The following is a 19,714-nucleotide window of genomic DNA, read 5'->3' as shown; positions in this document are numbered from 1 at the left end:
AGCGGCGCGGCCGGTCCGCGTCCCGGCGGTTCCGGCGGTCCCCGTCCGGCCGCCGGCGGCGCCCCGCGCCCGAACCCCGGCATGATGCCCGACCGCACGTCGGTCGCTCGCCCCGGTCAGCGTCCCAGCGGTGGACGCCCCGGTGGCGGCGGTCGTCCCGGCGGTGGCGGCTGGGGTGGTCGTCCCGGTGGCGGCGGTCGTGGCCCGGGTGGTCGCGGCGGCACGCAGGGCGCGTTCGGTCGCGGCGGCGGTCGTCCGGTCCGTGGACGCAAGAGCAAGCGCGCGAAGCGTCGCGAGTTCGAGGAGATGCAGGCGCCGAGCATCGGTGGCGTCAGCGTTCCCCGCGGCGACGGTTCGACGGTCATCCGAGTCCGTCGCGGCGCCTCGCTCACCGATCTCGCCGACAAGATCAACGCGAACCCGGCGAGCCTCGTCACCGTGCTGTTCCACCTCGGTGAGATGGCGACGGCGACGCAGTCCCTCGACGAGGACACGTTCAAGCTCCTCGGCGCCGAGCTCGGCTACGACATCCAGGTCGTCTCGCCGGAGGACGAGGAGCGCGAGCTCTTCGGCCAGTACGGCATCGACCTCGAGCACGAGGCCGAGGAGGAGGACGACGACCTCCTCGAGCCGCGTCCGCCGGTCGTGACCGTCATGGGTCACGTCGACCACGGTAAGACGCGACTGCTCGACGCGATCCGCCACGCCAACGTCATCGAGGGCGAGGCCGGCGGCATCACCCAGCACATCGGTGCGTACCAGATCACCACCGAGCACGAGGGCGAGGAGCGTGCGATCACGTTCATCGACACCCCGGGTCACGAGGCGTTCACCGCCATGCGTGCCCGTGGTGCCAAGGTGACCGACATCGCGATCCTCGTCGTCGCCGCGAACGACGGCGTCATGCCGCAGACGATCGAGGCGCTCAACCACGCCCAGGCGGCCGACGTGCCGATCGTCGTCGCGGTCAACAAGATCGACGTCGACGGCGCCGACCCGGCCAAGGTGCGCGGTCAGCTCACCGAGTACGGCCTCATCGCCGAGGAGTACGGCGGCGACACGATGTTCGTCGACGTCTCGGCCAAGCAGGGCCAGCACATCGACGACCTGCTCGAGGCGGTCCTCCTCACGGCGGACGCGGCCCTCGACCTGCGGGCGAACCCCGACAAGGACGCCCGTGGCGTCGCGATCGAGGCCAACCTCGACCGTGGCCGTGGTGCGACCGCGACGGTGCTCGTCACCTCCGGAACGCTGTGCGTCGGTGACTCGATCGTCGCCGGCTCGGCGCACGGTCGTGTGCGTGCCATGCTCGACGAGCACGGCAACCACCTCGACGTCGCGCTGCCGTCGCGTCCGGTGCAGGTGCTCGGTCTGAGCTCCGTGCCGCGCGCCGGTGACACGTTCATCGTGGCTCCGGACGACCGCACGGCCCGTCAGATCGCCGAGAAGCGTGAGGCCGCGGACCGTCAGGCGTCCCTCGCCAAGGCCCGCAAGCGCATCAGCCTCGAAGACCTCAACGAGGCCCTCGCCGCCGGCAAGGTCGACACCCTCAACCTCATCCTCAAGGGTGACGTGTCGGGTTCGGTCGAGGCACTGGAGGACGCGCTCCTGCAGATCGACGTGGGCGACGAGGTCGACCTGCGCATCATCGACCGTGGCGTCGGTGCCATCACCCTCAACAACATCAACCTCGCTGCCGCGTCGAACGCCGTCATCATCGGCTTCAACGTGCGCGCCGAGGGGCAGAACGCCGAGGTTGCCGAGCGTGAGGGCGTGGAGATCCGGTACTACTCGGTGATCTACCAGGCCATCGAGGAGATCGAGGCCGCGCTCAAGGGCATGCTCAAGCCGGAGTACGAAGAGGTCGAGCTCGGTTCGGCGGAGATCCGCGAGATCTTCCGCAGCTCCAAGTTCGGCAACATCGCCGGTTCGATCGTCCGCTCGGGCGAGATCCGCCGCGGCACCAAGGCCCGCATCACGCGTCACGGCGTGGTCGTGGCCGAGAACATCGAGGTCGCCGGTCTGCGTCGGTTCAAGGACGACGTCACCGAGGTCCGCGAGGGCTACGAGTGCGGTATCAACCTCGGCTCGTACAACGACCTCCAGCTGGAGGACCTCATCACGACGTACGAGATGCGCGAGAAGCCTCGCGTCTGAGGTTCCTCAGCGCGAGGCGGCGAATCCGGGAGAGATCCCGGGGAACGCCCACACGACGGCCGGGTCGGGGAGGAGACTCCCCGGCCCGGCCGTCGGGCATCCTGGGCCTCACTCCGTAGGGTGGGGTGATGGATCCGGACGAGATCGAGAGCTTCTGGGCCGACGCGCGCGTGAAGGCGGGGCTCAACGCGTCCCGGCCGTACTTCGGCCCGAACGCGCTGGACTCGGTGACGCCGCCCGCCTGGTCGTTCGGAGCGGACGCGGCCCAGGCCGACGCGTTGCTGCGCCTCGTGCTCGAGGGGGTCAAGACGGCGACGGCGAGCGCCCTGTGGGACTACGAGGCCGAGGGCGATGAGGTGCCCACGCCGGGTGAGTTGTCGATCGTGCTCGACTCCGCGGGGCATCCGCAGGCCCTGCTCCACACCACGTCTGTACGGGTCGTGCCCTTCGACGAGGTCGACGAGGCGCACGCGTACGCCGAGGGAGAGGGCGACCGGACGCTGCGGTACTGGCGCGAGGTGCATCGGCGGTTCTTTACCGAACACGCCTCCCACGATCGGGGATTCGCCGACGACATGCCCGTGGTGCTCGAGGAGTTCGAGGTGCTCGTGCCGCGGGGGGTGCATGGTCGCGAGCGGCCCGGGGTGCATGGTCGCGAGCAGCACGGCCACGACACCGAGGGCAACGCTCGTGGCTGACCACGGCCAAGGCCGGGCGGGCACCATGCGCGCGGTCGTCCACGACCTCCCCGGGAGCCTGCCGACGGTGCGGCGGGTCCCGGTGCCGAGCGCGCCGCCGGGTGGGGTCGTCGTGGCGGTGAGCGCGACCGGGGTGTGCCGTTCGGACTGGCATGCCTGGGCCGGGCACGACCCGGTGCCGCTGCCGCACGTGCCGGGCCACGAACTCGTCGGCGTCGTCGTCGAGGTGGGGGAGGGTGTGACGCGCTGGCGCGGTGGGGAGCGGGTCACGGTGCCGTTCGTCTGCGGGTGTGGCGTGTGCCCAACGTGCGTCCAGGGCGACCCGCAGGTGTGCCCGCACCAGACCCAACCCGGGTTCACCCACGCGGGGTCGTTCGCCGAGCGCGTGGTCCTCCACGCGGCGGACACGAACCTCGTCGCGGTGCCGGACTCCCTGGGAGACGTCGAGGCCGCCGCGCTCGGGTGCCGGTTCGCCACCGCCTACCGCGCGCTCACCGCTCACGGAGGTCTGCGACCGGGGCAATGGCTCGCCGTGCACGGCGCGGGTGGGGTCGGCACGTCCGCCCTCGTCATCGCCCGGGGCTCGGGGCGCGGGTCGTCGCGGTCGACGTCGCGGCCCCGGCTCTCGCGCACGCCGAGGCGCTCGGGGCCGACGCGGTCGTCCCGGCGGCCGGGCTCTCCCCGACGCAGGTCGCCGAGGCCGTCGCCGCGGCGACGGGCGGGGGTGCCCACGTCGGCATCGACGCCATCGGCCACCCGGACGCCGCCGTGGCCTCCGTCCTCGGCCTGCGGCGCCGAGGTCGGCACGTCCAGGCGGGGCTGCTCCTCGGCGCGTCCTCGACGCCGCCGTTGCCGATGGACCGGGTCGTGGCGTGGGAGCTGTCGATCCACGGCACCCACGGCCTCGCCGCGGCGGACTACCCGGCGATGCTCGACCTCGCCGCGGGCCTCGACCTGGGGGCGCTCGTCGGTCGCGTCGTCGGGCTCGAGGAGGCCCCCGCGGAGCTCACCGCCATGGGTGAACCCGGCGCCGCGCCCGGGATGACCGTCGTCGATCTCCGTGGGGGCCAGGCGACCGCGCCGTGACGGCCCCTTCCGGGGGTCTGCGCGGCACGGGCCGACACGCCGATCGGGGATGACGGCTCACCATGGAGGGGCGACGCGGGGACGCCTGTCTCCACCCTGGCCCGCCCGTACCCTTGCCGGGTGCCCGACTCCCCGCCCGAACCGCGCCACGGTCCGCTCGCGGCCCCGTCGCGCCGGTTGATCCCGGCGCTCGTGCTCGTCACGGGCATCGGGCCGTTCGCGACCGACATGTACATCTCGGCCCTACCCGAGGTGGCGCGCAGCCTCGCGACGACGGGAGCGGTCGCCCAGCTCACCCTCACGGCCTACCTCGTCGGGCTCGCCACGGGGCAGTTGCTTCTCGGCCCGACGAGCGACGCCACCGGCCGCCGGGTCGTGCTGTGGGGCAGCACGTCGGTGTTCGCGGTCGCCTCGCTCGTCTGCGCGGTGACGCCGGGGGCGCCGCTGTTCCTCCTCGCCCGCCTCGTCCAGGGGCTCGCGGCCGGGGCCGGGGTCGTCGTGGGCCGGGCGGTGGTCTCCGACCTGTACCCGGGGCCGGTGGCGGCCCGGACGTTCGGCACCCTGGCGTCGATCACGTTCCTCGCGCCGCTGCTCGCGCCGATCCTCGGGCAGCTCGTCATCACGCACTCCTCGTGGCGGTGGGTGTTCGGCACCCTCGCGCTCGCCGGGGTGGGGATGCTGCTCGCCGTCGCGTGGGGGATCCCCGAGTCCCTCCCCCCGGAGCGCCGCCACGAGCCGGGCCTCTCCCGGTTGCTGCCCCGCATGGCCGACCTCGCCCGCGACGGGGCCTTTATGCAGCACGTCGTCGTGGGGCTGTGCGCGTCGGCGGGGTTCTTCACCTACATCGGGGGGTCCTCGCTCGTGCTGCAGACGACGTACGGCATGACCCCGCAGCTCTACACGGTGATGTTCGCGGCGAACGCCGCCGGGATGGCGGTGACCGCGACGGTGTTCCGGCAGATCGTCCTGCGCACCGGTCCCCGGATCCTCGTCGCGATCGGGGTCGGTGTCGCCGCGCTCGCCTCGGCCGGGCTCCTCGCCCTCGCGCTCCTCGACCCGCACGCCCGCACGTCGGTCGCGTGGCCGTGGGCGGCGTTCGCGCTGGTCGTGGCCTCGGGCGGGTTCGTCATCCCCGGCACGACGGCGCTGGCGCAGGAGGCGGGACGCCGCGCCGCCGGCACCGCCGCCTCGCTGCAGGGCGGCCTGCAGATGCTCGTCGGGGCGCTCGCGACCCCGCTCACCGGGGTCTTCGGCTACGACTCGCTGCTGCCGATGGCGGTCGTCATGGCGGGGGCGTACGGGCTCGCGGTCCTCTCCGTGCTCGCGGTGCGTCGTCGCGAACGGGCAGCTGGCCGCCGACGATTCGGGTCGGGGTGAGTCGGCGTTCTACGCTGTGACCTCCCGTGCACCGCGAGCCCGCCGAGATGCGGGGGAGCGGTCCCGACGCCCCCGCCCGGGGGCTGCCGACGCCGCGAGGTGGACCACCCGCGCGCCCGGCCGCGAGAAAGGTGATTCGACATGGCCGACCCGGCACGCGCCCGCAAGGTGGCGGACCGCATCAAGGTGATCGTCGCGGAGATGCTCGAGGGACGGATCAAGGACGAGCGGCTCGGGTTCGTCACGATCACCGACGTGCGCGTCACCGGCGACCTGCAGAACGCGTCGGTGTTCTACACGGTCTTCGGCTCCGACGAGGAGCGTCAGGCCACCGCCGACGTCCTCGCCGAGAACCGCGGCCGCATCCGCTCGGCCGTGGGCAAGGGCCTCGGCATCCGCCTCACGCCGAGCCTGGAGTTCATCGCCGACGCGATCCCCGAGGGCGCCGCGCACCTCGAGGAGGTCCTCGAGGAGGCCCGCCGCCTCGACGCCGACCTCGCCGCCGCCCGCGCCGGGGCGACGTACGCCGGTGACGCCGACCCCTACCGCAAGTACGACGAGTTCGACGACGAGTTCGACGACGAGGACGACGAGCTGGACGACGACGAGGTCGAGGAGCAGATGGAGAGCGGCGAGGTCACCTCGGAGCAGCTCCACGCCGCGGACGACCTGCCCGCGGGCGGGGTCGACGTGGCGGCCGACGAGGGGCTCGACGACGTCGACGGTGACCTCACTCGCATCGACGAGATCGACGGCGACGAGGACGTGCGCCCCACCTCCCGCGGCGCGTCCGAGGGCCGCTGAGTCGTGGCCCGCGCGATCGACCCGACCGTCGGCGACGGGCTCCTCGTCGTCGACAAGCCCGCAGGGTGGACGAGCCACCAGGTCGTCGGTGCGTGCCGGCGGCTCGCGGGCACCCGCAAGGTCGGTCACGCGGGCACGCTCGACCCCATGGCGACGGGCGTGCTCGTCGTCGGGGTGAACAAGGCCACGCGGCTGCTCACGTACCTCGTGGGCGCCGACAAGACGTACTCGGCGACGATCCGCCTCGGCGTCGCGACGATGACCGACGACGCCGAGGGGGTCGCCACGGCCGTCGCTCCCGCCGGTGCGGTCGACGCCCTCACCGACGAGGCGCTCGACGCCGCGGTGGGCGACCTCACCGGCGACCTCACGCAGGTGCCGAGCACGGTGAGCGCCATCAAGATCGACGGGCGCCGGGCGTACGCGCGGGCCCGGTCGGGGGAGGACGTCGCCCTCGCGGGGAGGCCGGTGCGGGTGTCGCAGTTCGACGTCCTCGACCGGCGCCGCGGCACGGCGATCCCCCCGCAGGAGGAGGCCGACGATCCCTCGGCGGTCCACCGACGCGACCGCGGCGAGGAGCGCGTCGAGATCCCGACCTCGGACGTGCCCGCCGACCCGGTGCCGGTGCTCGACCTCGACGTCGAGGTCACCGTGTCCTCGGGAACCTACGTGCGGGCGCTCGCCCGCGACCTCGGCCGTGCCCTCGGTGTGGGAGGGCACCTCACGGCGCTGCGGCGCACGCGCGTCGGTGGCATCGACCTCGCCGTCGCCCACACGATGGACGAACTCGAATCCGCCCGTGCCGCAGGCGTTCCCCGCGACGCCCCGGAGGCGCGACCCGGCACGTCGGGGTTGCCGCTCGTTTCCCTCGAGGACGCCGCCCGCGCGTCGATGCCGATGCGCGACCTCGACGCCGAGGAGGCCCGGCTCGTCTCGAACGGGGTGCGCATCCCCTCCGCCGAGCCTGGTCGTGACGGCCCCGTCGCGGCCTTCGCCCCCGACGGCACCCTCGTCGCGATCCTCGACGAGTCGAGCGAGCGCGTCATGCCCGAGGTCGTCTTCACCGCGCCCGCGCCGACCTGATCCTCGACGCGGAGTCTGTGCGCCGATCCGCGGGTTCCGTCGTGCAGCGGGGGTCCTGGCGGGCCGCGCAGGAATGACGCTGCCGACGAACGTGCCGGTCGCCGGCTCGCAGATCCGCTCCTCGCCTCTTCCGCCCGCATCGCTGTGCGACGGAGGGCCGAGATCGTGCGCCCCGGTGAGTCCCCTCGCGTGGTCCGGTCCTCGCTCCTCCGCGTCGTGACGCGTCCCTCGGTGGGCGGGTGCCGTGGGCGACACCACTGCGGTGCACCGGAATACAGTCCGGGAGGGCGGCGGTTGCCCGAGTGGACAGCGGATCACGACGGAGGAGTACCCATGCAGACGTTCATCCACGACGGAATGACGTTCAGCGTCGTCGACGCGGGACCGGCGGGCGCCGCCCCGGAGCGCACGGTCGTCCTCCTCCACGGGTTCCCCCAGACGTCGGCCGCATGGCAGGACGTGAGCGCGCGGCTCCACTCGCACGGGTTCCGCACCCTCGCCCTCGACAACCGTGGCGTGTCCCCGATGGCCCGTCCCTCGCGTCGCAGCGACTACCGCATCGAGCACCTCGTCTCCGACGTCGTCGCGCTCCTCGACGCGGCGGGCCTGGAGCAGGCGAACGTCGTCGGGCACGACTGGGGTGGGGCGATCGCGTGGGGTCTCGCGCAGCGTCACCCCGAGCGGGTGCGCACGCTCACCGTGCTCGCGACGCCGCACCCGGCGGCGATGCTGTGGGCGAGCCTCCACTCCACCCAGGCGCTCAAGAGCTGGTACATGGGTCCGTTGATCCTGCCCCTCGTCCCGGAAGTCGGGCTCACGTGGGCGTTGCGGACCTTCGGGCTGCACAATCTCGGTCTGCCGACGGCGCAGGAGCAGGAGTACGTGCGGGTACTGACCCAGCTCGGCGCGGTGAGCGGCGCAGTCGGTCCCTACCGGGCGCTGCCGACGATGGCCCTGCGCGGACGGTCGGATCGGCCCGCCGACGAGATCACCGTGCCGACGACGTTCGTGTGGGGCAACCGGGACGTCGCGCTCGGTCGCGCCGCGGCGGAGCGGACGGAGAAGTACGTCACGGGCGACTACCGGTTCGTCGAGCTCGACGCCGACCACTGGCTGCCGGAGAAGCGGTCCGAGCGGGTCGCCGAGGAGATCACCCGGCGCGTCGAGAGCACGGTCTGAGTCCTGCATGTGCCTCGGCCCGGGGCGTCCCGGGCCGAGGCGCTCAGCCGCTGATGAACGCAAGTCCCGCTGCGGCGAGGGACAGGCCGACGATCTGCGCCCGGCTCACCCGTTCGCCGAGGAGGACGACGGCGAGTGCGACGGTGACGGCGGGGAACAGGGAGATGACGACGCTGCCGATCGACAGGAGCGTCTGCTGCAGGGCGAGGAGCATCGTCGTGTGGGCGACGGTGTCGAGCACGCCGACGCCGACGGCGTAGCCGAGCACCGGCCCGGGCGTGGGCGGTGCGCACGCCCGGCGGGAGAGCGCGACGAGGAGCACGACGAGGGTGGCGGCCCAGCGGGCGGCGACGAGGGGTGTGAGGCCGGTGCCGGCGGGGATACGGCCGGTGAACACGAAGCTCATCGCGAACGAGAACCCCGCGACGACGGTGAGCGTCGCCACCTGCGGCGTGAACGGCCGGTCGGCGGCGGTGTCGGCGTCGGGGGAGAGGCTCACGAGGACGGTCGCGGCGAGGGCGAGTCCGACGCCGAGGAGCCCGAGGATCCCGGGCTCCTCGCCGAGCGCGATGCCGATGGTGAACGGCACGACCGAGCCGAGCAGGGCGGTGACGGGGGAGACGATGCTGATCGGCCCCGTGGCGAGCGATACGAAGAACGTCCACGCCGCGAGGGCGAGCGCGACCCCGGCGGCGGCACCCCACGCCAATGCGGCAGGTGTCGCATGCCCGCCGGCGACGAGCGCGACGAGCATCATGAGCAGGCCGGAGACGGGATAGGAGACGACGAGGATCCGGAGCACCTGCTCCCGTCGGGCGGCGACGCCGCCGAGGAAATCGCTCGTCCCGAACGCCAGGGCAGAACACAGAGCGAGGAGCAGCGAACCCACGTGACGCGCTCCTTTCAGGGGGTGATCCGCTCGCAGCGTAGGAACCGCACGGCCCCGCCCGTGGGCACATGGGGGAAGGAGAGAGGCGTCTCACGTGCCGCTACAGTGGCCGGGTGCACCGATGGCGAAGCCCCGAGCAGATCCCCGACGACCTCCCGTCCACGGTCGTCACCCTCGGCAACTTCGACGGCGTCCACCGCGGTCATCGGGCCGTGCTCGGCCGGGTCGTCGAGCGTGCCCACGACGAGGGGGCGCTCGCGGTGGCGGTGACGTTCGATCCCCACCCGCTCGCCGTGCTGCGTCCCGGCGCGGCGCCGGCGCTCATCACGTCGACGCCGCAGCGCCTGGACCTCCTCGAGCGGGCGGGCCTCGACGGCGTGCTCGTCATGGAGTTCACCCGTGACCTCGCCTCGTGGAGTCCCGGGCGTTTCGTCGTCGACGTCTTCGTCCGGGCGCTCCACGCCTGCTGCGTCGTCGTCGGAGCCGACACGCGGTTCGGCGCGAGGAACTCCGGCGACACCGACACCCTGCGGGCCCTCGGGCGTGAACACGGGTTCGACGTCGTCGTCGTCGAGGACGTCGGCGACGGGCCCGACGACAACGGGCGCTGGTCCTCCACGCAGGTCCGCGACCTCCTCGTCGAGGGCGAGGTCGGGCAGGCCGCCGATCTCCTCGGGCGTCCCCACACGGTGGGCGGCGTCGTCGTCCACGGTCACCACCGCGGCCGCGAGATCGGGTACCCCACGGCCAACCTCGCGCAGGACAGCGACGGTCTCGTCCCCGCCGACGGCGTGTACGCCGGATGGCTTCTGCGCCCCGACGCCGGTGACGACACCGATGCGATGCTCCCTGCGGCCATCTCCGTGGGCACGAACCCGACGTTCGACGGTGTCGAGCGCACCGTGGAGGCCTACGTCCTCGACCGTGACGACCTCGACCTCTACGACGAGCACGTCGTCGTCGAGTTCGTCGAGCGGTTGCGGCCCATGCTTCGATTCGACTCGGTCGAGGAGCTCATCGAGCGCATGGCACACGACGTCGACCGGGCCCGGGAGATCCTCGGTGCCGCTCGTCGCACGCCACGACCGCTGAAGTGACCCACCGGTAATCTGGGGGTCCCGCTCCCTACCCCCACGCCGTCGCTGTTGGCACAATCGACCGCAATCCGCACGACGACGTGACGAGGTGCCGTATCGGTACCGGGGAGGAGACCGGGTGCCGGTCCACTACGCCAAGAACGAGGTCGTCGACCTTGCCGCCTTCGAGAACATGCCCGCCTCGTGCGGTCACCTCCTGCGCGATCGCGTCCGCGCGACGCCTACGGGGGAGGCCTACCAGTACTTCCGTGACGAGAAGCTCGAGCATCGCACCTGGCAGGAGACATGGGACGAGGTCGTCGTGTGGGCGGCCGCCCTCGTCGATCTCGGCATCGAGACGGGGGACCGCGTCGCGATCTGCGCCGCGACCCGCATCGAGTGGGTGTGGGCCAACTGGGGCATCCTCCTCGCCGGTGCGGCGACGACGACCGTGTACTCCTCGAGCAACGCCGAGGCCGTCGCGTTCATCCTCGCCGACTCCGGCTCCCGCATCGTCTTCGCCGAGGACGCCGGTCAGGTCGAGAAACTCCGAGTGCGACGCCACCAGATCCCCGACGTCACCGCGGTCGTCGTCCTCGACGGCGAGGCCGGTGGGCGCAGCGTGTCCTACGACGACTGGGTGATCTCCCTCGAGGACTTCCTCACCCGCGGCCGCGCAATGCTCGCCCGTGACGCCGGGGTCGTCGACCGACGCATCGAGGGACTCACGCCCGACTCGCTGTCGACGATCATCTACACCTCGGGCACGACGGGGAACCCCAAGGGCGCCGAACTGCCCCACCGGGCGCTCGTCTACGAAGGGGTGGCGGTCCGGTCGATCGGCATCCTCGGGCCCGACGACCTCCAGTACCTGTGGCTGCCCCTCGCGCACGTCTTCGGCAACACGCTCGTCATGATCGCCGTCGCCACCGGCTGCCCCACCTGCGTGGACGGCCGCATCGACCTCATCGTCCCCAACCTCGCCGTCGTCCGGCCGACGTGGATGGGCGCCGCGCCGCGCATCTTCGAGAAGGCGTACGCCGCCGTGGAGGCCACCCTCGCGGACGCGACCGGGGTCAAGGCCAAGCTCGGCACGTGGGCGTTCTCCGTCGGGCGTCGCATGGCCGAGGCGAACGAGGCCGGCACCACGCCGAGCCCGGCACTGCGGGCGCAGTACGCGCTCGCCGATCGCCTCGTCCTCTCCCGCGTCCGGGAGCGGTTCGGAGGCCGGGTGCGGTTCTTCATCTCCGGCTCCGCCCGGCTCGATCCCAAGCTGTCGTGGTGGTTCGCCGGCATCGGCATGCCGATCCTCGAGGGCTACGGCCTCACCGAGACCGCTGCGGCGACGTGCGTCAACCGGCCCTTCCCGGGCTGCCACCAGCACGGCAGCATCGGCTGGCCGCTGCCCGGCACGCAGGCGCGCATCGCCCAGGACGGCGAACTCCTCATCAAGGGCCCCGGTGTGATGACCCGCTACCACGGGCAGCCCGAGGCCACCGAGGCCGTGTTCACCGAGGACGGGTTCTTCCACACCGGTGACATCGGCGAGATCGACGAGCACGGCTTCGTCCGCATCACCGACCGCAAGAAGGACGTCTTCAAGACCTCGGGCGGCAAGTACGTCTCCCCGGCGATCATCGAGGCCCGGTTCAAGGCCGTGTGCCCGGTGGCGGGGCAGTTCGTCGTCGTCGGCAATGAACGCAACTACGCCGCGGCGCTCGTCACGCTCGACCCCGACTCGATCGGTGCGTGGGCGAAGGAGAACGGCCTCGGCCACCTCGGGTACGCCGAGCTCGTCACGTCCCCGGAGGTGCGGTCGCTCGTCGAGGGGTACATCGAGGAGCTCAACGAGGGCCTCGACCGGTGGGAGCGCATCAAGCGGTTCGCGATCCTCGACCACGACCTCACGATCGAGTCCGGCGACCTCACCCCGAGCCTCAAGCTGCGCCGACGCCGCGTCATCGCGAAGTACTCCGACGTCGTCGACGAGATGTACGCCGCCGAACGCTGAGCGGCCCGCCCCTCGACCGACCCCACTCCGAGAAAGGCCCCCATGCCCCCGCTCAGCCGTGCGCGCTCGACGATCACCGCCTTGCCCGGCACCCTCACCGACCGCATGCCTCAGTGGCGTGACGTGCTCACCGACCCGGTGATGCTGCGCCGGTTCCTCAACGTGTGGCCGCCGTTCCGGTTTGCGGGGATCCGCGTCGTCGAGATCGAACGCGGGTTCCGTGGCGCGACGGTCGAGCTGAAGCTCACACCGTTGTCGCGCAACTACGTCGGCACGCAGTTCGGCGGGTCGATGTTCTCGATGAGCGACCCGTTCTGGATGATCCTCGTCGGCCAGCGCCTCGGCCGTGACTACATCGTGTGGGACAAGCGCGCCGAGATCGAGTTCGTCTCCCCGGGCCGTACCGACGTGCGCACGACGTTCACCGTCACCGACGAGCTCGTCGAGGAGCTGCGGGCGAAGGCCGAGCGCGGCGCGAAGGTCCTCCACTGGGTCGAGAACGACATCGTCGACCGCGAGGGCACCCTCGTCGCTCGTGTGCGTCGTCAGCTCTACGTGCGGCACAAGGACCACACGCGGGGGTACTGAGCCTCAGGCGCGCAGGTCTCGTCGCGGAAAGGTGATCGCGGCGAGAGCGATCAACACGATGCAGGTGGCGGCCAGCGCGAGCAGACCGCCGGGGTCCGGCCCGTTCACGAGCGGGTCGGACCCGTAGGCCCATTCGAACGGTGAGGCGGCAGGCAGGTTCTCCTGCACCTTGGCGCCCATCGTGTGGACGAACCAGCCGAGTGCTGCCACTGCCGTCGCGACACCGAGGGCGAGGCTGCGCCGCCCGGTTGCTGCACCGACGGCGAACGCAACGAGCGCGTGGACGAGGACGAGTAGACCCAACGCGACGCCCTCGCCGAGGAGACCATCGGCACTGAGCCCGAGTTCGGAGGGTCCGTTGAGGGCGGCGACGAGGAGGGTCGTGAACGTCGTCAGCCCGACGACGACGGCGACGACGCCGATGAGGCGAGCGAGCAGCACCGACCGTCGATCGGTGGCGTGCGCGAGCGTGAGTTCGAGGGCACCGCTCTCCTCATCACCGGCGATGGCTCGCGCGCCGTGGGTGATGCCGACGACGAGCAGCAACAGCATGCCGAGCATGCTGAACACGGTCTCGTGGGTGTATCCCCAGCCCGTACCCATGGTCGCGGCGTCCATGCCGAGAGAGTCGAGCATCTCCGTCGGCATGGCCTCGAGCTTGTCGCCGAGGAGGCCGCTGGTCCGCATCGACGGGAACAGCGGGAGGTAAAGGGCACAGACAGCGGCGAGCCCGAGGGTCCAGCCGACAAGTCCTCGTGCGGACTCACGGAGGCGGCGGGTGAGCAGCGGCGCGATGTTCATCAGGACTCCTGGGTGTAGAAGCTCATGACCGCGCTTTCGAGGTCGGGGCGTTCGGCGTCCACGGCGAGGACCGTGTGGGTCGTGGCGAGACGCAGGGCGGCATCGGGAGTGCCGTCGAGATCGAGGGTGAGGCGCGTGTCTGCGCCGTCGTGTGTGGCGGTGGCGCTGCGCACCCCGTCGAGCCCGACGAACGGGGCAGCAGCGACGTGGCCCGCGAGGGTGAGGTGCACACGCTGGCCGAGACTCGCCCGCACGGCCTCGACGGCCGAGGTCAGCACGACGCGACCTTCGCGCAGGACGACGACCGAGTCTGCTGCCTGTTCGATCTCACTGAGGACGTGGCTGGAGAGGAACACGGTGCGTCCCTCGTCTCGGACCTCCCGCACCATCGTGAGGAACTCGGCCTGCACGAGCGGGTCGAGGCCGGAGGTGGGCTCGTCGAGAACGAGCAGGTCGGGGCGGTGGACGAACGCCTGCACGAGGCCGACCTTCTGCTTGTTGCCCTTGGAGAGTCCGCGCACGCGGCGGGTTGGATCGACGCCGAGTCGCTCGGCGAGGGTGCGCCACGCAGCGCGGGCGTCGTGGCGGCTGACGCTGGCGGTGTGGGAGATCTCGACGTAGTGGTCGAGCAAGGACGCGACGTCGTGCCGGCCGTCGAGCCGCAGCTCACCGGGCAGGTAGCCGATGCGGGAGCGGAGTCGAGCGCCGCCGGTGCGGGGGTCCTCACCGAGGACGCGGACCTGCCCCGACGTGGGCCGCAACACGTCGACGAGGATCCGCATCGTCGTCGTCTTACCGGCGCCGTTGGGGCCGACGAACCCGACGACGGTGCCCGGATCGACGCGCACGTCGATCCCGCGCAAGGCGACGCGCGACCCGTACTGCTTGTGCAGGTCGGAGATCTCGACAGCGGCGGTCACGGTGTCTCCTCGGAGTGGGGTGAATCGGGGGTCGGTGATGACGTTGGTGTCTCGACGACTGCGGGCGGGCTGTCGTCGAGGGTGAACGGGACGGCGAAGAGGCCGTCGGTGTAGAGGTCCATGACGAAGTCCGTGTAGCGGGTGAGGACGTCGGGGTCGAGCAGGCTCGTTCCGCCGAGGCGGGCGGCAATGCGGTCCTCGAAGACCATGAGCCCGAGGCTGAGCGCAGTCATGACGACTGCTCGCGCCTCCGGGTCTGGGAAGGTCCGGATCGTGCCGGCGCGCTCGCCGACCTCCAGAAATCCGTGCACGTCGGTGGTGAGGTCGTCGAAGAGGGCGTCCGCAGTAGGTCCGCCGTCCGTGAGCGTGCGGCGCATGTAGGCATAGAGGAGCGCGAACTCAGGGTGAGCATGCAGGTAGGCCGTGGGGGAGGGGGCGGCGCCCTGGGCCATGGCCTCGCTCTTGGCCACGCGGAGGACGGCGAGCAGGTGGGCGTCGCAGGCGGCGCGCAGTCCCTCCTTGCTGCCGAAGTGGTGGGGGACGAGCGCTGGGGAGACCCCGGCTCGCGCCGCGACGGATCGCAGTGTCGCGCGAGTGAACCCGCACTCGGCGAACTCCTCGAGCGCCGCGTTGCGGATCCGCGCCCGTGCGGTGAGGTCGCCCTCTACTGAACTCATGGTCAGTAGACTAAACACGCGTTCAGTAGCGGTCAAGGATGTCGGACCACACGTGCGTGGCGTGGTCGACGCTTTGGGACTCAGGGACGCCTCACCTACGCTGGGCGCATGTCGGGACAGTCGAGATTCGCCGACCTGGAGGCCTTGCTGCCCCAGGTGAGCAAGCCGCTGCAGTACGTCGGCGGCGAACTGAACTCCCAGGTCAAGGACTGGGAGTGCGGGGGCCCCGGCACGGTGCGCTGGGTGCTCATGTACCCAGACGCCTACGAGGTCGGGCTGCCCAACCAAGGCGTCATGATCCTCTACGAAGTCCTCAACGAGCAGCCGCACGCGCTCGCCGAGCGCACGTATGCCGTGTGGCCCGACCTTGAGGAGCTCATGCGGGAGAACGACGTCCCGCTCCTCACCGTCGACGGTCACCGCGCCGTGCGCGACTTCGACGTGTTCGGGCTGAGTTTTCCGACCGAGCTCAACTACACGAACATGCTGGCCGCGCTCGACCTGGCCGGAATCCCGTTGCGCAGCAGCGACCGTGGCGACGACGACCCGATCGTCCTCATCGGTGGGCACTCCAGCTTCAACCCCGAGCCGGTCGCGCAGTTCATCGACGCCGCCGTCATCGGTGACGGTGAAGAGGCAGTGCTCGCGATCAGCGAGATCATTCGCGAATGGAAGTCCGAGGGTCGCCCCGGCGGCGACGGGCTGACCCCGCGCGAGGAGGTGCTGCGCCGACTGGCCTGCACCGGCGCCGTCTACATCCCGGCGTTCTACGACGTGAGCTACACGGCCGACGGCACGCTCGAGGCCGTCACGCCCAAGCCCGGCATCGAGGGTGTGCCGTGGCAGGTGAGCAAGCACACGGTCATGGACCTCGACGCGTGGCCGTACCCGAAGCAGCCGCTCGTGCCGCTCGCCGAGTCGGTCCACGAGCGCATGAGCGTCGAGATCTTCCGCGGCTGCACGCGCGGCTGCCGGTTCTGCCAGGCGGGCATGATCACCCGTCCCGTGCGGGAACGGTCGATCACGGGCATCGGCGAGATGGTCGAACGCGGCCTGCAGGCGACGGGTTACGAGGAGGTCGGTCTCCTCTCGCTCTCCAGCGCGGACCATTCCGAGATCGCCGACATCACCAAGGGCCTCGCCGACCGGTACGAGGGCACCCAGACGGGTCTGTCGCTGCCGAGCACCCGCGTCGACGCGTTCAACATCGATCTCGCCAACGAGCTCACCCGCAACGGGCGACGCTCCGGCCTCACGTTCGCGCCCGAGGGCGGCAGCGAGCGCCTGCGCAAGGTCATCAACAAGCAGGTGAGCGAGCAGGACCTCATCGACACCGTCGCCGCCGCGTTCGGCGCCGGGTGGCGCAACGTCAAGCTCTACTTCATGTGTGGCCTGCCCACCGAGACCGACGAGGACGTCCTCGGCATCGTGAACCTCGCCAAGGCCGTCATCGAGACGGGGCGCAAGGTCAGCGGCCGCAAGGACATCCGCTGCACCGTCTCCATCGGTGGGTTCGTGCCCAAGCCGCACACCCCGTTCCAGTGGGCCGGTCAGCTCTCCGCGGCCGACACCGACCGTCGCCTCGCGCTGCTCCGCGACGAGATCCGCTCCGACAAGCGGTACGGCTCCTCCATCGGGTTCCGCTACCACGACGGCGAACCCGGTGTGGTCGAGGGACTCCTCTCCCGCGGTGACCGCCGCGTCGGCGACGTCATCGAGGCCGTGTGGCGCGACGGCGGCCGCTTCGACGGGTGGAGCGAACACTTCTCCTACGAGCGGTGGATGCGCTGCGCCGACGAGGTCTTCTCGGCGATGAACGACGAGCACGGTTGGGACGTCTCCGTCGACTGGTTCACCACGCGTGAGCGCGACGAGTTCGAGACGCTTCCGTGGGACCACATCGACTCCGGCCTCGACAAGGCGTGGCTGTGGGAGGACTGGCAGGCCGCCCTCGACGAGGAGGAGCAGCCGGACTGCCGCTGGGACCCGTGCTTCGACTGCGGCGTGTGCCCCCAGATGGACCTCGACATCGAGATCGGTCCGACGGGTAAGAAGCTGCTCCCGCTCACCGTCCTCGGTGCGGGTAAGCAGGAGATGCTCGAGCACCGCTGACCGCGTGCCTCGACGGCGGTCGTCCCTCTCGGGGGGTGACCGCCGTCGTCGTCCCCCGCTCCGACGTGTTTCGCCGATGGAAAGCGGCGATACTTGCGGCGAGGAAGGGAGACCGTCATGTGCCAGTACTGCGGCTGTCACGAGATCGAGCCCATCGGGGCGCTCATGGACGACCACTTCGAGATCCGCAACCTGTGCCGCCACATCCGCGGCCACGTCGAGGCCGATCGGCGGGAGGAGGCCGTCGACCTCGTCCGTCAGCTCGTCCGGTACTTCACCGTGCACAACTCCGTCGAGGAGGGGGGTCTCTACCTCTCGATGACACGCTTCGAGGAGTACGAGGAGAAGGCCGGCACCCTCTACGACGAGCACGACGCCCTCGACGCCGTCATCGACGACCTCCTCGCGCTCGCCGATGCCGACCGGTACGCCGATATCGACTTCGCGCCGTTGCTCGCCGAGTTCGACGTCCTGCTCGAGCACATCGACCATGAGGAGAACGGTCTCTTCCCGGCCGCGGCGGTCGCCCTCGACCAGGCCGACTGGGACCGCTGCGAGCGCCTCCGCACCGCCGCCGTCGCCCGCCTCGACGGGCCGCTGTGGAAGGAACAGGGCGAGGCCGCCTGGAGCAGCCCCCGCGCCTGAGGGTGCGCCGGCGCGGGAGGCGCGGGGCCTCCACCTGCCCCTGGGGCCCCGTGGGACGTCGCGCCCGGGTGGCCGAGTTCGCGGACGGGCGTGTTCAAGGACGTGCGTCGTGCGGTTCCGGCGTGGGCCTCACGCGGTGTATGCGCACGTCCGGGGCGTCGGTGAGACCGGCGGGTCCGCGCATGTGGTCGTCGAGGCCGGTCTCGTCGTCGGGGCGGTCCGTCGCGTCGAGCCGGCGGGCGACCGTGGCCGCGAGGAGGGCGCAGAGGGCGACGCCGGTGAGCACGAAAAACCTGAGCGGGGGGACGACGTCGGCACCGATCAGGTGGAGGAGCCAGGCGAGCCCCACGCCGCAGGCGACACCGGCGAGCACTCCGGGCACAGCGGACTCGGCGACGTCGAGGGCGGCGACGACGGCGGCCTGGTGCCGGGACGCCCCGGTCGCCCGGAGCACGCGCAGGTGCTCGTCCGGCGCGGGACGGAGGAGCGTGCGGGTGCACCACACGCCCATGAGCGTCAGGGCCGCGCCGAGTGCGAGGAGCGCACCGATCCGCGGCACGTCGAGCGTGGCCGGTCCCCGGGCAACCGTGAGGAGGCCCCCGCACGTGAGCGCCACCCACGTGAAGAGCCCGAACGGCCCGCCGACGGTGACGTCGTGCCGTCGGCCGCACGTCGAACGCATGAGCCACCAGAGGCGGATCGCGGCTCTCACAGGAGGGCCTGCGTCGCGTAGTGCACCTCGGGGTGGCGCACGAGGCGGCCGTCGCAGATCTCGACGCGGCGGGTGCACCGGGCGGCGCTCGCCCCCACCTCGGTGGTGAGGAGGAGGGCCGCCCCGGTGTGGGCGCAACGGCCGAGGAGGACGTCGAGGACGTCCGCTCCTACTGCCTCGCCGAGCTCCGGGGTCGGGTCGGCGGCGACGACGAGGTGTGGCTCGGTGACGAGGGCCCGGCCGACGGCGACGAGGACGCGGTCGCGGGGCCGCAGGTCGGCGGGGCGCCGGGCGCCGAGACCGCTGAGGCCGATCTCGTCGAGGAGGTCGGCGGCGTGGGCGACGGCGCGCCGATGGGGGAGGCCGTCGAGGAGCAGCGGGAGGGCGACGTTCTCGAGGACGGGCAGCTCGGGCAGGACGCCGTCACCGAGGGCCACCCCGACCTCGCGGCGGCGGAGTGCGCTGCGCCGCTAGTCGGAGAGCCGGGTGAGGTCGTCGCCGCCGCGGTGGATCCATCCCGCGGCGGGGAGCGCGAGCCCCGCGACGACCCGACCGAGCATCCGCGCGGTCGCGCCGTCCTCACCCCTCCCGAGGACGGCGACGCTCTCGCCGGGAGCGATCGTGAGATCCGCTCCGCCCAGCACCTCCCGGCCGTCCTGGACGAGTCGCAGGTCCTGCGCGACGACGACACCGGGTGCGGCGAGGGGGCTCTGGATGCTCATGGATCCACCCTCCCGCCCGGGCACGTCCTCCCACATCCGTCTGCGGGCTCATTCCTCCTCATCCTCCGGTATGTGATCGGCCCGTTCCCGGGCGGGTGGGGTGCGACCTGCCACCTCGACCACCCGGACGTTCGTGTGCCGTGGGCGACGGTCGGGGTGGGCCGTCCGTCGCGCAGA

Annotated in this window: 18 protein-coding genes and 1 pseudogene; 12 read left to right on the top strand and 7 right to left on the bottom strand. The window is 71.7% G+C overall.

The features are described from left to right. The 7 genes and pseudogenes from infB to MOPEL_RS05775 form a co-directional block, all read left to right on the top strand. Positions 1 to 2,157, top strand: a 2,157-nt coding sequence (infB, locus tag MOPEL_RS05805; RefSeq protein WP_009481928.1) for a translation initiation factor IF-2, incomplete at its 5' end; no start/stop codon positions are given. 128 nt (positions 2,158 to 2,285) lie between these two features. Continuing rightward, positions 2,286 to 2,855 (top strand): ASCH domain-containing protein, encoded by a 570-nt coding sequence (locus MOPEL_RS05800; RefSeq protein ID WP_009481927.1) that lies wholly within the window; start codon positions 2,286 to 2,288, stop codon positions 2,853 to 2,855. Positions 2,856 to 2,880: 25 nt separating this feature from the next. Continuing rightward, positions 2,881 to 3,941, top strand: a pseudogene (locus tag MOPEL_RS05795) (alcohol dehydrogenase catalytic domain-containing protein). Between the two features lie 120 nt (positions 3,942 to 4,061). Beyond that, positions 4,062 to 5,318: a multidrug effflux MFS transporter gene (locus tag MOPEL_RS05790; RefSeq protein WP_009481925.1), complete on the top strand. Its 1,257-nt coding sequence runs from the start codon at positions 4,062 to 4,064 to the stop codon at positions 5,316 to 5,318. Between the two features lie 141 nt (positions 5,319 to 5,459). Continuing rightward, positions 5,460 to 6,122: a 30S ribosome-binding factor RbfA gene (rbfA, locus tag MOPEL_RS18925; protein ID WP_009481924.1), complete on the top strand. Its 663-nt coding sequence runs from the start codon at positions 5,460 to 5,462 to the stop codon at positions 6,120 to 6,122. A 3-nt stretch (positions 6,123 to 6,125) separates the two neighbouring features. Next, entirely contained in the window at positions 6,126 to 7,205 is a 1,080-nt protein-coding gene (gene truB / locus MOPEL_RS05780) for a tRNA pseudouridine(55) synthase TruB (protein WP_009481923.1), read from the top strand. Positions 7,206 to 7,538: 333 nt separating this feature from the next. After that, positions 7,539 to 8,384 carry an alpha/beta fold hydrolase gene (locus MOPEL_RS05775; protein WP_009481922.1) on the top strand — a complete coding sequence of 282 codons (846 nt, stop codon included), beginning with the start codon at positions 7,539 to 7,541 and terminating at the stop codon, positions 8,382 to 8,384. 43 nt (positions 8,385 to 8,427) lie between these two features. On the opposite strand, the gene MOPEL_RS05770 is transcribed toward MOPEL_RS05775, so the two are convergent. Continuing rightward, on the bottom strand, positions 8,428 to 9,273 hold the full coding sequence (locus tag MOPEL_RS05770; RefSeq protein WP_009481921.1) for an EamA family transporter: 846 nt from the start codon (positions 9,271 to 9,273) through the stop codon (positions 8,428 to 8,430). Positions 9,274 to 9,386: 113 nt separating this feature from the next. On the opposite strand from MOPEL_RS05770, the gene MOPEL_RS05765 reads away from it, so the two are divergent. From MOPEL_RS05765 to MOPEL_RS05755, 3 genes are all read left to right on the top strand, one after another. After that, positions 9,387 to 10,370 (top strand): bifunctional riboflavin kinase/FAD synthetase, encoded by a 984-nt coding sequence (locus MOPEL_RS05765; protein WP_009481920.1) that lies wholly within the window; start codon positions 9,387 to 9,389, stop codon positions 10,368 to 10,370. 118 nt (positions 10,371 to 10,488) lie between these two features. Beyond that, positions 10,489 to 12,360: an AMP-dependent synthetase/ligase gene (locus MOPEL_RS05760; protein ID WP_009481919.1), complete on the top strand. Its 1,872-nt coding sequence runs from the start codon at positions 10,489 to 10,491 to the stop codon at positions 12,358 to 12,360. Between the two features lie 42 nt (positions 12,361 to 12,402). Then, positions 12,403 to 12,948 carry a DUF4442 domain-containing protein gene (locus tag MOPEL_RS05755; RefSeq protein ID WP_009481918.1) on the top strand — a complete coding sequence of 182 codons (546 nt, stop codon included), beginning with the start codon at positions 12,403 to 12,405 and terminating at the stop codon, positions 12,946 to 12,948. A 3-nt stretch (positions 12,949 to 12,951) separates the two neighbouring features. Here the strand turns inward: MOPEL_RS05755 and MOPEL_RS05750 are convergent, their stop codons facing one another. The 3 genes from MOPEL_RS05750 to MOPEL_RS05740 are packed head-to-tail and all read right to left on the bottom strand — an operon-like array spanning position 12,952 to position 15,346. Beyond that, the gene (locus MOPEL_RS05750; protein ID WP_009481917.1) at positions 12,952 to 13,749 is read right to left on the bottom strand and encodes an ABC transporter permease subunit; all 798 of its coding nucleotides are present in this window, start codon (positions 13,747 to 13,749) and stop codon (positions 12,952 to 12,954) included. Then, on the bottom strand, positions 13,749 to 14,669 hold the full coding sequence (locus tag MOPEL_RS05745) for an ABC transporter ATP-binding protein (protein WP_009481916.1): 921 nt from the start codon (positions 14,667 to 14,669) through the stop codon (positions 13,749 to 13,751). The genes MOPEL_RS05750 and MOPEL_RS05745 overlap by 1 nt, the downstream gene beginning before the upstream one ends. Then, entirely contained in the window at positions 14,666 to 15,346 is a 681-nt protein-coding gene (locus MOPEL_RS05740) for a TetR/AcrR family transcriptional regulator (RefSeq protein WP_009481915.1), read from the bottom strand. Before MOPEL_RS05740 ends, MOPEL_RS05745 begins: the two co-directional genes overlap by 4 nt. Before the next feature lie 108 nt (positions 15,347 to 15,454). Between MOPEL_RS05740 and MOPEL_RS05735 the strand changes: the two genes are divergently transcribed. Both MOPEL_RS05735 and MOPEL_RS05730 read left to right on the top strand, forming a co-directional pair. Beyond that, positions 15,455 to 17,458 carry a TIGR03960 family B12-binding radical SAM protein gene (locus MOPEL_RS05735; RefSeq protein ID WP_040633052.1) on the top strand — a complete coding sequence of 668 codons (2,004 nt, stop codon included), beginning with the start codon at positions 15,455 to 15,457 and terminating at the stop codon, positions 17,456 to 17,458. Positions 17,459 to 17,575: 117 nt separating this feature from the next. Further along, complete coding sequence (locus MOPEL_RS05730) at positions 17,576 to 18,103, top strand: hemerythrin domain-containing protein (RefSeq protein WP_009481913.1); 528 nt, start codon at positions 17,576 to 17,578, stop codon at positions 18,101 to 18,103. Positions 18,104 to 18,197: 94 nt separating this feature from the next. On the opposite strand, the gene MOPEL_RS05725 is transcribed toward MOPEL_RS05730, so the two are convergent. The 3 genes from MOPEL_RS05725 to MOPEL_RS15775 are packed head-to-tail and all read right to left on the bottom strand — an operon-like array spanning position 18,198 to position 19,537. Continuing rightward, positions 18,198 to 18,815 carry a hypothetical protein gene (locus tag MOPEL_RS05725; protein ID WP_009481912.1) on the bottom strand — a complete coding sequence of 206 codons (618 nt, stop codon included), beginning with the start codon at positions 18,813 to 18,815 and terminating at the stop codon, positions 18,198 to 18,200. Then, positions 18,812 to 19,252, bottom strand: a complete 441-nt coding sequence (locus tag MOPEL_RS05720; RefSeq protein ID WP_009481911.1) for a P-loop NTPase family protein — start codon at positions 19,250 to 19,252, stop codon at positions 18,812 to 18,814. The genes MOPEL_RS05725 and MOPEL_RS05720 overlap by 4 nt, the downstream gene beginning before the upstream one ends. Positions 19,253 to 19,285: 33 nt before the next feature. Continuing rightward, the gene (locus MOPEL_RS15775) at positions 19,286 to 19,537 is read right to left on the bottom strand and encodes a hypothetical protein (protein ID WP_141631202.1); all 252 of its coding nucleotides are present in this window, start codon (positions 19,535 to 19,537) and stop codon (positions 19,286 to 19,288) included. Positions 19,538 to 19,714: the final 177 nt, after the last annotated feature.

The sequence above is a fragment of the Mobilicoccus pelagius NBRC 104925 genome (assembly GCF_000247995.1).
Classification (GTDB): domain Bacteria; phylum Actinomycetota; class Actinomycetes; order Actinomycetales; family Dermatophilaceae; genus Mobilicoccus; species Mobilicoccus pelagius.
The sequence above is the reverse complement of the archived record's forward strand: the minus strand, read 5'-3'. Positions and strand labels throughout refer to the sequence as shown.